The organism is Ectopseudomonas toyotomiensis (genome assembly GCF_900115695.1).
In the GTDB taxonomy this organism is placed as follows: domain Bacteria; phylum Pseudomonadota; class Gammaproteobacteria; order Pseudomonadales; family Pseudomonadaceae; genus Aquipseudomonas; species Aquipseudomonas toyotomiensis.
Genome location: NZ_FOXK01000015.1, coordinates 37842 through 49414, shown reverse-complemented (window position 1 = coordinate 49414; position 11573 = coordinate 37842). Strand labels below are relative to the sequence as shown.

The following is an 11573-nucleotide window of genomic DNA, read 5'->3' as shown; positions in this document are numbered from 1 at the left end:
GGGTAGTTTGCATGTGGTCCCTGATTGCCCCCATCAGTTCATTGCTGAGCGGGGTCGCGTTACTCCTGCTCGGCAATGGTCTGCTCAACACCCTACTGACCCTGCGTGGCGTCGCCGAAGGCTACTCCACCACGATGCTCGGACTGATCATGTCCGGGTACTTCGTCGGGTTCCTCCTCGGTACCTGGCTGGCGACTCCGCTGGTCAAACGCATCGGGCACATTCGCGCGTTCGCCTGTTGTGCCGCACTGGCTGCCATCGCCGCCCTGCTCCATTTGCTGCTGATAAATCCCTGGGTCTGGCTGGGCCTGCGGGTGCTCTATGGCCTGGGACTGGTGACGCTGTACATGGTCATCGAGAGCTGGCTCAACGCCCAGGCACCCAACGAGAAGCGCGGCCAGGTGTTCGCCGTGTACATGGCGGTCAACCTCGGCGCCCTGGCGCTGGCCCAGCAGTTGCTGCACCTGGCCGACCCGGTGCAGTTCACCCTGTTCGCCATCGCCGCCATCCTCATCAGCGCCGCGTTGATGCCCATTACCCTCACCCGCCAGGCACAGCCAAGCCTGCCCGAAACACCACCGAGCAACCTGCGCCAACTGTGGAACATCGCGCCGCTGGCGATAGTCGCTGCCGGCCTCTCCGGCCTTGCCATGGGCGGCTTCTGGGGCATGGCGCCGGTCTACGCCAGCCTGGCCGGCTTCGATACGTCCGGCGTCGGTCTGCTGATGACCGCAACCATTCTCGGCGGCGCCCTGCTGCAATGGCCCATCGGTATCTACTCGGATCGCCACGACCGACGCCAGGTGCTGCTCTGGGTGGTGATACTGGCGGTCGCCCTGGCGCTGATCATGAGCCTGCTGCCAGCCGGCCCGCTGCTGCTAGGCGCCATCTTCATCTGGGGCGGCCTGGCCTTCGCCATCTACCCCATCGCCGTGGCGCAACTGATCGACCAGTTGCACAGCGACGAGATTCTTTCCGGCTCCGCCAGCTTGCTGATGGTCAATGGCATCGGCTCGGTGTGCGGGCCGCTATTGGCCGGCCTGCTGATGGAGCAGTTGGGCGCCAGCGCACTGCCGCTTTACTTCGCTTGCACCCTCGGCCTGCTGGCCGCCTACACCTTTTACCGGCTGCGCCATGTCAGCGATCTGGTCAGCGGCGACGCCGCACACTTCACGCCCATGCTGCGCACCAGCCCCACGGTATTGGAGCTGATGCCCGATGCGCCGCCACAAGACCACGAAGCCACGGAGGAACCTTCCCCCCACGCCTCCTGAACACCTGGCAGGCTGTTGAAAAACGACCTGCTGAAGGACGGCTGTTTCGGCAAGGCCCCGAGCCTACCCCAAGCAGCCAGAAACCCGGCCCCTCGGCCACGCGCATTCGCGCCGAGCCGCAGCGGCCACTTCTGGAGAAACAACGATGCTATTAGCTACCGATCTGGATGGAACCTTTCTCGCTGGCGACCCCGAAGATCGCCTGAGCCTTTATCAGACCATCGCCGCCCACCCCGAGATCAAGCTCGCCTACGTCACCGGGCGCAGCCTGGAGGCGGTGCTGCCGTTGCTGGCCGACCCGACGCTGCCGCAGCCGGACTACATCATCGCCGACGTCGGCGCGACGCTGGTGCATGGCGACAGCCTGCAACCGATCCAACAGCTGCAAAGCGTGGTCGATGCCCGCTGGCCCGGCGAAACCCAGGTGGCCAGCGTCATCGAGCCGTTCGGCCTGGAGCGTCAGGACGTGCCGCAGGCACGCCGCTGCTCCTACTTCTGCACGCCTGAACAGGCGGCCAACCCGGCGCTGCGCGAGATCGCCGATGAGCTGGGTTGCGACCTGCTGTACTCCGCCGAGCTGTACCTGGACTTCCTGCCCAAGGGCGTGAACAAGGGCAGCAGCCTGCAGGCCCTCGCCGACTGGCTGGAGCTGGGCCACGACCAGGTACTGGCAGCCGGCGATACGCTCAACGACCTGTCCATGCTCAGCGCCAGCTTCCATGGTGTATGCGTCGGCCAGTCGGAAACCGCACTGCTGGAAGCCACCGCCAACCACTCGCGCACTCTGCATGCCAGCCGCCCTGGCTGCGGTGGCATTCTCGAAGCCTTCGCCCATTTCGGCTTTCTCGGCGAGCACGGCATCGCTGCCGAACGCCGCCAGGCCGCGCAACCAGGCAAGGCCGAGCTGGTGATGGTCTATCACCGCCTGCCTTATGAGGAATACCGCAATGCCGCCGGCAAGCTGCAGCGTCGCCGCCCGACCTCGCCCAACGGCATCATTCCCACCCTGCTCAGCTTCTTCGGCGACGGCCGTCCCGGCTCCTGGGTGGCCTGGGCCGTACACGAGGACGGCGACGAGCCGTTCGACAGCCACACCACGGTGGACGCCGAGCGTTATCCCAAGCTCACCGCCGCGCGGGTCAAGCTGAGCAAGGAAGAAGTCGACATCTTCTACAAGCGCTTCTCCAAGGAAGCCTTCTGGCCGACCCTGCATACGTTCTGGGAACGCGCGATATTCAACGAGGACGACTGGCAGGTGTTCCTCAAGGTCAACCGCGCCTTCGCCGAACGCACGGCGCTGGAGGCCGCCGAAGGCGCCATCGTCTGGCTGCATGACTACAACCTGTGGATGGTGCCAGCCTACCTGCGCGAGCTACGCCCGGACCTGCGCATCGCCTTCTTCCACCACACCTACTTCCCCTCGGCCGACGTGTTCAACGTGCTGCCCTGGCGCCGGCAGATCGTCGGCAGTCTGCTGCAGTGCGACTACATCGGTTTTCACATTCCGCGTCAGGTGGAGAACTTCGTCGACGTCGCCCGTGGTGTGTTCCCGCTCAAGACGCTGGAGCGGCAGAGCTGCGCGCCGCGCTTCATCACCTATGGCTGCGCCGTGGGCCTGGAGCGCATGACCACCGCGCTGGACACCGGCACGCGCCAGGTCAAACTCGGCGCGCACCCGGTCGGGCTGGATATCGACCGCGTACGCAACGCCCTGGAAGCGCCGAAGATCAAGGAGCTGATGGGCCAGCTGCGTGAGGAAATGAAAGGCGTGAAGCTGATCCTCTCGGTCGAGCGCCTCGATTACACCAAGGGCATTCTGGAAAAGCTCAACGCCTACGAGCGCCTGCTGGCGGATAACCCCGAGCTGATCGGCAAGGTCACCCTGGTCACCGTGTGCGTGCCGGCAGCGCGCGAGATGAGGGTGTACGACGAACTGCAAACGCAGATCGAACAGGCAGTCGGTCGCATCAACGGCCGTTTCGCCCGCATCGGCTGGACGCCGCTGCAATTCTTCTTCCGCAGCCTGCCCTTCGAGGAAGTCAGCGCCTGGTACGCCATGGCCGATGTCATGTGGATCACCCCATTGCGCGATGGCCTGAACCTGGTAGCCAAGGAGTTCGTCGCAGCGCAAGGCCTGCTCGGCGGGCGTGGCGTGCTGGTGCTGTCGGAGTTTGCCGGCGCCGCGGCCGAGCTCAAGGGTGCGCTGCTGACCAACCCGCATGACCCGGCTGATCTGGCGCAGACCTGCTACCTGGCGCTGAACCTGCCCAAGAGCGAGGCCCAGGCGCGCCTGCGCGAGCTGTTCGATATCGTCTGCTACAACGACATTCGCCGCTGGGGCGAGGAGTTCCTCGCGGGCGTGCAAGTACAGGAAGAGCCCGAGCCGCTGACGCTGGTGAGCTAGATAGCTCATCGCGGCTGAAGCGGAGTGCCGCCCAGCCGCTCCTGCGGCCTGATTGGTCCGTAGGAGTGGCTGGGCGGCATTGCATTTAAGCTGCGAAGACGTGGTGTGGCCCGAATTGCATCCGGCCCAGGTTCGAGAACCTCGCCGTCAACCCTCCTGGGTATCGACCATGCAGTTGATCATCCAGGACACGCCGAAACGGTCGGTAAGCATGGCGAAGCGGGTCGCCCAGAAGGTCGCCTGCAGCTCCATCTGCACCGAACCACCGGCCGACAATGCCTCGTACAGGCGCTCGGCCTCCGGCACGTTGTCCACCTGCAGGGAAACGGAACACCCCTTGATCCCCTCATAGGGGTACTGCGGCAGATTATCGGAAGCCATCAGCAACTGTTCGCCGACGGTCAGGCAGACGTGCATGACACGCTGCTGGTACTCGGCCGGAACCTCCATGTCCTCGGGGCTGTCGGCGTAGCGCATCATCTCCAGCTTACCGCCGAAGATCTCGGCGTAGCGGTTGAAGGCGGCCTCGCACTGGCCATCGAACATCAGATAGGCATGCATCTTCATCGTTACTCTCCTTGATTTTCACTGCTCATGCGCGCGCGAATACGGTTTTCCTGCTCACGCAACTCGGGGGTGAACTCGGCGCCGAAATCCTCGGCCTCGAAGATCTGTCGAATCTCGATATCGGATTCGCCAGGCATGGGATTGGGGCAACGCTTGACCCAGTCGATGCAGGCCTGCAGCGACTCGACCTGAAAGATCCAGAAGCCAGCTACTAGCTCCTTGGTCTCCATGAACGGGCCATCAATCACCGTACGCTGCGCCCCGGAAAAACGCACCCGCGCGCCCTTGCTGCTGGGCTGCAGGCCCTCGCCGGCGAGCATTACACCGGCTTCCACCAGCTCTTCGTTGTAACGGCCCATGGCCGTCAGCAGCTCTTCGCTGGGCATCACACCGGCTTCGGAATCGGCCGTCGCTTTGACAATCACCATGAAACGCATCGCCTTTCTCCTTGTTCGAGTCGAAGTCGCGCGCAGGGTGTCTCCCTACGGCTGACAGTGAACCCAGGGCGGGGTTCTATGCAGTAGTCGAATGGGCGACGGAAGAATAGACAGGCACATTGAAAAAAGTTGGTGCGCGCGCACGCCGCTCAACCCGTAGGGTGTCGCGGGGCCGCCTAGGTCATGCGCACCGAGTCATTCACCGTACTCACAATTGTCCACCACAGCATCACCGCCCCAATCCGCCGGATATACGCCCTCCTTCACCAAACGATGAAAGCTCGACCACGGCCAATCCGCCACGCGCGGCACCAGCCCATGGCGCACCGGATTGAAATGCAGATAATCCAGATGCCGCTGGTAATCGTCTTCATCACGAATGCGGTGCTCCCAGAAGCGCCGCTGCCAGAGCCCCGACTCGCGGCGCAGGCTACGACTCAAACTGACCGTTCCAGGCACCGCCACTGCCTGGGATGTCAGACGTTTGATCATCGACCAGCGCGCCCCAAAATCTGCATCACCCTGGGGCATACGCCAAAGACAATGCAGGTGGTCCGGCAACAGCACCCAAGCCTCGATGACGAAGGGACGGTGTAAACGGACTCGTTCGATGGCGCGTCGCAAGGCTGCGCGCAATGGCGCATCGGTCAACACAGGGAGGCGCTGGTGGCTTACCAACGTAAAGAAATAGCAGGCGCCCGCATCGCGAGCGCGGCGGTAGTTGGACATTCCTTGTCTCCTGAATCTTTGCCGGCAGATTCAGGATAGTCGGCGGTGCGCGCGGCGCACCCTACAGGTAGAACAGCGCAATTCCCGTAGGGTGCGCCACGCGCACCGACTCCAACTCAAACGCGGAAGCGGCTGACCATGAACTGCAGCTGGCCGCCCAGGCGCGCCAGCTCGGCCGAGGATTTGGCCGTTTCGTCGCTGGCGGTGGCGGTCTGCTCGGAGACGTCGCGCACGCTGAGGATGCTGCGGCTGATTTCCTCGGCCACGGCGCTCTGCTCTTCCGCAGCGGCGGCGATCTGCTGGTTCATCGACTGGATGTTGGACACCGCGAGGGTGATGCTGCCCAGCGAGTCGCCGGCCTTGCGCGTCAGCTCGACGCTGCTGTCGGTGAGGGTGCGACTGTTGCGCATTACCGCGGCGACCTGCTGGGTACCACTCTGCAAGCCGGCGATCAGCGCCTCGATCTCCTCGGTGGATTTCTGCGTGCGCTGCGCCAGGCCGCGCACTTCGTCGGCGACCACCGCAAAGCCGCGCCCAGCTTCGCCGGCACGCGCTGCTTCGATGGCGGCGTTGAGCGCCAGCAGGTTGGTCTGCTCGGCCACCGACTTGATCACGTCCATCACGCTGCCGATCTTGTCGCTTTCCTGCTGCAGGCCGGTCATGGCCTCGGAAGAACGTCCGACCTCAGCAGCCAGACGCTCGATCTGCGAAATCACCTCGGCCACCACCTGGTCGCCCAGGCGCGCCTGGCCGTCCGCGTCGTTGGCCGCCTGCGAGGCCTGCTCGGCGTTGCGCGCCACTTCCTGCACGGTGGCGGACATCTCATGCATGGCGGTGGCCACCTGATCGGTCTCGCTCTTCTGGCTGTTGGCGCCAGCGCTGGTCTGCTCGGTGACCGCCGACAGCTCTTCGGCGGCGCTGGCAATCTGGGTGACGCTGTCGCGGATGCCGCCGATCAGCTCGCGCAGGGTCGTGGCCATGTGCTGGATGCCCTGCTGCAGTTGGCCCATCTCGTCGCGGCGATCGACCCGCACGCTGGCGGTCAGATCGCCATCGGCAATGCGCTTTACCGCGACCAGGGTGTCCTGCAATGGGCGGGTGATCTGACGGGTGATGATCCAGGCAGCCAAAACGCCGAACAGCAGGGCCAGCAGCGTGGCGCCGATCTGCAGACTACGCGCCTGGGCACTTTCGATGGCCATGCGCTCCATCTGGAACTTGTACAGCGTCTCGCTGATACGGACGATTTCGCCCTGCTGATCGGTCATTTCCTGACGGGTACGGGCGATATCGGCAGTGGCGGCCTTGAACGCCTGCACCGTCTGCTCGAACTGGCCGAGCGCCGTGGAGATCCGCCGTACAGCATCCTGCTGGGCGCTACCGAAAACCTGCTCCAGCGCAGCGAGACTGGCGCGTGCAGTGCCGATGCGCTCGGCAAGGGCCTGCTCGGTCTGGGCATCGGGTGTGCTTTCATAGCGCTCAAGCAGATAACGCAGACGCAGCAGCTCACCATGAGTGAGCGTCAAGGCCTGCAGCTGCTCGAAGCGACGACCGTCGTATTCCGGCAGCAGCTCCACGCTGCGACGCATCGCGCCCAGTAGTTCGCTCAGCTGCTGGTCTTCGCTATTCACCTGGCCACGTGCCTGCTCGGCGGCCGTGTAGGCTGCCCGCATACCCGCCAGTGAGCGCTGGTAATCCTGGTTGTAGCGGTCCTGCTCCTGTAGCAGCTTGACGTTGACCGGATTGGTGAAGGTCCCCAGCAGCTTCTTCTGCTGCTCGAGATAGAGGTTCAGGTTGGTCAGCAGACGCTCGCTGCTGGCGGCGTCGCCCTTTGCCAGCATGAACTGCAGGCGGGCGATACGCAGGTTGGTCAGCGTTGCATTGAGTTGGGTGATCTCGCTCATCCAGGTGCTGCGCTGGATCACGCTGCCCAGGCCGCTCCAGGCGGTCCAGGCCAGAGCCAGGGTAAGCACCAGCACCAGGCCGAAGCCGAGCGCGAGTTTGCGGGTAACGCTGAGATTAGCGAACCAGGTGTTCATGACAATTCTCCAACTGCGGATGTTTCAGGTTTCGCTGGAGAATTGTTTTTGTTGAAGCCAGCACGAGGGATCAGCTGACGTACCAAGCGACCACTACGGCACAGATTTTAAGCGGGTGTGACATTCTGCAGCGGCGCCGCCACCATCAGCGGCGCCACGCGCGCATCAGCCAAGCAGCTGCAGCGCCTCGACGCTGCATTGCTGGATGCGTGCCCAATCGCTGTTTTCCACCCACTCGCGCTGGAACATCCAGGTGCCGCCCACGCACATGACATTGGGCTGCGCCATGTAGCGCTGCAGGTTGTCCGGGGTGATGCCGCCGGTGGGGCAGAAACGCACCCCGCCGAAAGGCCCAGCCAGCGCCTTGAGCGCCGCGACGCCACCGCAGATCTCCGCCGGGAACAGCTTGAAGCGGCGATAACCGAGGGCGTAGCCGACCATCAGCTCCGACGCGCTGCTCACACCGGGCAGCAGTGGCAGCGGGTTGTCCAGCGCGGCCAGCAACAGCTCACGTGTGCTGCCCGGCGTGACGATGAACTGCGCACCGGCCGCGGTCGCCGCAGCGAGCATGTCTTCATCCAATACGGTACCGGCACCGACACAGAGCTCGGGACGCTCGGCGCGCAGGCGACGAATCGCCTCAAGGCCATGCTCCGAGCGCAGGGTCACTTCCAGCACGCGCAGGCCACCGGCGGCCAGGGCGTCGGCCAGCGGCAGGATGTCCGCCTCACGGGCGATGGTGATCACCGGCATGATCCGCGCCTGCGCGCAGATGCGGTCGATCTCGGCGATTTTTTCGGCCATGCGCGCGCGCTGGCCTTGGTCGAGGCTGGTCATGTCAGGGACACCAATGGATTTCAAGAGGGGAATTGAGGAAGGCGCGGATTGGCAGTTGGGCGATCTCGCCCGGCATCAGCGCCGCAGTCAGGACGTTCAATTTCGCCTGGCCCTGGATCGCCAGCAGCGGCAGGCGTGCGCTGGCCAGCACCGGCAGAGTCAGGGTCAGGCGTTGCGCCGGCTCGCTCGGGGCAAGCATCGGCAACACGCGGCGCGCGCAGTCCGGCTGCAACGCCTGGTGCAGATTGGGGCTATGCGGGAACAGCGACGCGGTATGCCCGTCGTCGCCCATGCCCAAGACCAACACGTCGATCGGCGCCAGCTCCGCGACCGCGGCATCGGCCAGCTCGGCCGCCTGTTCGAGGTTGCCAGCGACCTGATAGAGACTGAGAAAACGGGCTTCGGCAGCCGGGCCATGTAGCAGATGACGGCGCACCAGTGCCTCGTTGCTGCCGGCGTGGTTGACCGGCACCCAGCGCTCGTCGGCCAGGCTTACCAACACCTGCGCCCAGGGCAGCGCCTGCTGCGCCAGCGCCTCGAAGAACGGCACCGGGCTGCGCCCGCCGGACACCACCAATGTGGCCTGACCACGACTGGTGATGGCCTGACGCAACGCATCGGCCACGCGTACAGCCAAGGCCTGCGCCAGTTGTTCGGCGTCGTTATGCGCGCAGGCCTGCACGCCTGGCGGCAGTTTCAGTTCAGAGATCGCCATACCAACTCCTGCCATCTCGGGTGATCAGCGCGACCGACGCCATGGGGCCCCAGCTGCCGGCTGTGTAGGGTTTTGGCGCCTCGCCGAGACGATGCCAGCCGTCGATCAACTGATCGCACCACTGCCAGGCGTATTCGATCTCGTCCTTGCGCACGAACAGGTTCTGGTTGCCGCGCATCACTTCCAGCAGCAGACGTTCGTAAGCATCAGGGATGCGCGCACTGCGGTAGGTGTCGGAAAAACTCAGCTGCAGCGGACCACTGCGTAGCTGCATGCCCTTGTCCAAGCCCTGATCCTTGGTCAGCACCTGCAGGGCGATACCTTCGTCCGGCTGCAGGCGGATGATCAGCTTGTTGCCGATCAGTTGACGCTGCTCCGGGGCGAAGATGTAGTGCGGCGGCGCCTTGAAGTGGATGACGATCTGCGACAGCTTCTGCGGCATGCGCTTGCCGGTGCGCAGGTAGAACGGCACGCCGGCCCAACGCCAGTTGCGAATGTCGGCACGCAGGGCGACGAAGGTTTCGGTGTCGCTCTGGGTGTTGGAGTTCTCTTCCTCCAGATAGCCCGGCACCGGCCGTCCATCACTGCTGCCGGCCACGTACTGGCCACGCACCACGCGCTGGCCGAGCTGCTCGACGCTGATCGGCTCCAGCGCCTTGAGCACCTTGACCTTCTCGTCGCGGATGCTGTCGGCCGACAGGTCGCTGGGTGGGTCCATGGCGATCAGGCAAAGCAGCTGCAGCAGGTGGTTCTGGATCATGTCGCGCAACTGCCCGGCCTGATCGAAGTAACCCCAGCGCCCTTCGATACCGACCTTCTCGGCCACGGTGATTTCCACGTGGGAGATGTGGTTCTGGTTCCACTGGGTTTCGAACAGGCTGTTGGCGAAGCGCAGGGCAATCAGGTTCTGCACCGTCTCCTTGCCCAGGTAATGGTCGATGCGATAGACGCGGTTCTCCGGGAATACCTGGGCCACGGCATCGTTGACCGCACGCGAGGACGTCAGGTCATGGCCGATCGGCTTTTCCAGCACCACCCGCGTGCCCTCGGCCAGCCCCACGGCGGCCAGATTGGCGCAGATGCCGCCATACACCGAGGCAGGCGTGGCGAAGTAGGCGATCAACTGATCCTGCGGGCTGACATGCTCAAGCAACGCCGCATAGTCCTCGGCCTTGAGAAAATCCATGCCCAGGTAGCTCAGGCGTGCGAGGAAGCGCGTCAGGTCGGTTTCCGTCAGCTCCTTGGCTGGTACGTGCAGGCGCAACGCCTGTTCGATGGCGCGCAGGTGGCCACTCGGCTCGCCCGTTTCACGGGCCAGAGCGAGGATGCGCGTAGCATCGTGCAGCAAACCGGCACGATCGAGCTGGTAAAGCGCAGGAAACAGCTTGCGCAAGGCCAGATCGCCGAGCGCGCCGAACAAGGCAAAGGTGCAGGATTCAAGCTTCATCGCGGGCATGAGTTTGTTCTTTTATCAAGATGAACTAGAAATACCGGGTGATACTGCATTTATCAAGGAAAAATATTGTTATAGCAACAACATTATTCACAATACCCGATAAGTCAGTGGTGACCTTGGGGCGGCATCAGTAGGATAGGCCGGTTGTTTTACCGCCCATCGCCTGTCGCCAAGCCCGTTCAACCGCCTGTTAGGAGCCCCTATGGACCGAGTGCGCAACCTGCTGGAACAGATCCAGAGCCGCCTTGACGACCTGAACAAGGCCGAACGCAAGGTCGCCGAAGTGATCCTGCACGATCCGCAGCAGGCCACGCGCTTCAGCATCGCCGCACTTGCCCAGGCGGCGGGTGTCAGCGAGCCGACGGTCAACCGTTTCTGCCGCTCGTTCGGCGCCAACGGCTACCCGGAACTGAAGATGCAACTGGCGCAGAGCCTGGCCAGCGGCGCCGCCTATGTCAGCCGCGCGGTATCGGCCGACGACGGCCCCGAGGCCTACACCCGCAAGATCTTCGGCAGCACCATCGCCTCGCTGGACACTGCCTGCCAGAGCCTCGACCCGCAGCACGTCAGCCGCGCCGTCGACCTGCTGATCCAGGCGCGGCAGATACATTTCTTCGGCCTAGGCGCCTCGGCGTCGGTGGCACTCGATGCGCAGCACAAGTTCTTTCGCTTCAACCTGGCAGTGTCGGCGCATTCCGACGTGCTGATGCAACGCATGATCGCCTCGGTGGCGCACACCGGTGATCTGTTCGTGATCATTTCCTACACCGGGCGCACCCGCGAGCTGGTGGAGGTGGCACGCCTGGCGCGCGAGAACGGCGCTTCGGTGCTCGGCCTTACCGCTGCCGGCTCGCCCCTGGCCAAGGCCAGCACCCTGAGCCTGGACATTCCACTGCCGGAAGACACCGACATCTACATGCCGATGACCTCGCGCATCATCCAGCTCACCGTGCTCGACGTGCTCGCCACCGGTGTCACCCTGCGCCGTGGCGTGGACTTCCAGCCGCACCTGCGCAAGATCAAGGAAAGCCTGACCGCCAGCCGCTATCCGGCGGATGAAGAGCCGCTGTAAGGCGTTTACAGGAGCCAGCGCCCCTCGAAAAAGCGTCGCCGAC

General features: G+C 64.2%; 10 protein-coding genes. 3 read left to right on the top strand and 7 right to left on the bottom strand.

Features of this window, described 5'->3' with window-relative positions:
• Positions 1-11: 11 nt before the first annotated feature.
• Positions 12-1274: an MFS transporter gene (locus BM186_RS24250; protein ID WP_072426268.1), complete on the top strand. Its 1263-nt coding sequence runs from the start codon at positions 12-14 to the stop codon at positions 1272-1274.
• Between the two features lie 145 nt (positions 1275-1419).
• A complete protein-coding gene (gene ggpS, locus BM186_RS24245; protein WP_072426269.1) occupies positions 1420-3678 on the top strand; it encodes a glucosylglycerol-phosphate synthase in 2259 nt (752 codons plus the stop codon).
• Between the two features lie 147 nt (positions 3679-3825).
• Here the strand turns inward: ggpS and BM186_RS24240 are convergent, their stop codons facing one another.
• From BM186_RS24240 to zwf, 7 genes are all read right to left on the bottom strand, one after another.
• Positions 3826-4245 carry a VOC family protein gene (locus BM186_RS24240; protein ID WP_074918901.1) on the bottom strand — a complete coding sequence of 140 codons (420 nt, stop codon included), beginning with the start codon at positions 4243-4245 and terminating at the stop codon, positions 3826-3828.
• 2 nt (positions 4246-4247) lie between these two features.
• Complete coding sequence (locus BM186_RS24235; RefSeq protein ID WP_074918899.1) at positions 4248-4682, bottom strand: YciI family protein; 435 nt, start codon at positions 4680-4682, stop codon at positions 4248-4250.
• A gap of 195 nt (positions 4683-4877) precedes the next feature.
• Positions 4878-5411, bottom strand: a complete 534-nt coding sequence (locus tag BM186_RS24230) for an REP-associated tyrosine transposase (RefSeq protein ID WP_074918897.1) — start codon at positions 5409-5411, stop codon at positions 4878-4880.
• A 116-nt stretch (positions 5412-5527) separates the two neighbouring features.
• On the bottom strand, positions 5528-7450 hold the full coding sequence (locus BM186_RS24225; protein ID WP_074918895.1) for a methyl-accepting chemotaxis protein: 1923 nt from the start codon (positions 7448-7450) through the stop codon (positions 5528-5530).
• Between the two features lie 165 nt (positions 7451-7615).
• Positions 7616-8287 (bottom strand): bifunctional 4-hydroxy-2-oxoglutarate aldolase/2-dehydro-3-deoxy-phosphogluconate aldolase, encoded by a 672-nt coding sequence (locus BM186_RS24220; protein ID WP_072426274.1) that lies wholly within the window; start codon positions 8285-8287, stop codon positions 7616-7618.
• Position 8288: 1 nt separating this feature from the next.
• A complete protein-coding gene (gene pgl, locus BM186_RS24215) occupies positions 8289-9002 on the bottom strand; it encodes a 6-phosphogluconolactonase (RefSeq protein ID WP_074918893.1) in 714 nt (237 codons plus the stop codon).
• Positions 8989-10458 (bottom strand): glucose-6-phosphate dehydrogenase, encoded by a 1470-nt coding sequence (gene zwf / locus BM186_RS24210; protein ID WP_074918892.1) that lies wholly within the window; start codon positions 10456-10458, stop codon positions 8989-8991. Before zwf ends, pgl begins: the two co-directional genes overlap by 14 nt.
• 202 nt (positions 10459-10660) lie before the next feature.
• Between zwf and BM186_RS24205 the strand changes: the two genes are divergently transcribed.
• Entirely contained in the window at positions 10661-11530 is an 870-nt protein-coding gene (locus BM186_RS24205) for a MurR/RpiR family transcriptional regulator (protein ID WP_017674884.1), read from the top strand.
• The last annotated feature ends 43 nt before the right edge of the window (positions 11531-11573 follow it).

Coding starts and splice junctions, on each gene's coding strand:
- BM186_RS24205 (WP_017674884.1), top strand. CDS start 10,661: ATGGACCGAGTGCGCAACCTGCTGGAACAGATCCAGAGCCGCCTTGAC.
- BM186_RS24250 (WP_072426268.1), top strand. CDS start 12: ATGTGGTCCCTGATTGCCCCCATCAGTTCATTGCTGAGCGGGGTCGCG.
- BM186_RS24225 (WP_074918895.1), bottom strand. CDS start 7,450: ATGAACACCTGGTTCGCTAATCTCAGCGTTACCCGCAAACTCGCGCTC.
- BM186_RS24230 (WP_074918897.1), bottom strand. CDS start 5,411: ATGTCCAACTACCGCCGCGCTCGCGATGCGGGCGCCTGCTATTTCTTT.
- BM186_RS24240 (WP_074918901.1), bottom strand. CDS start 4,245: ATGAAGATGCATGCCTATCTGATGTTCGATGGCCAGTGCGAGGCCGCC.
- pgl (WP_074918893.1), bottom strand. CDS start 9,002: ATGGCGATCTCTGAACTGAAACTGCCGCCAGGCGTGCAGGCCTGCGCG.
- BM186_RS24235 (WP_074918899.1), bottom strand. CDS start 4,682: ATGCGTTTCATGGTGATTGTCAAAGCGACGGCCGATTCCGAAGCCGGT.
- BM186_RS24220 (WP_072426274.1), bottom strand. CDS start 8,287: ATGACCAGCCTCGACCAAGGCCAGCGCGCGCGCATGGCCGAAAAAATC.
- zwf (WP_074918892.1), bottom strand. CDS start 10,458: ATGCCCGCGATGAAGCTTGAATCCTGCACCTTTGCCTTGTTCGGCGCG.
- ggpS (WP_072426269.1), top strand. CDS start 1,420: ATGCTATTAGCTACCGATCTGGATGGAACCTTTCTCGCTGGCGACCCC.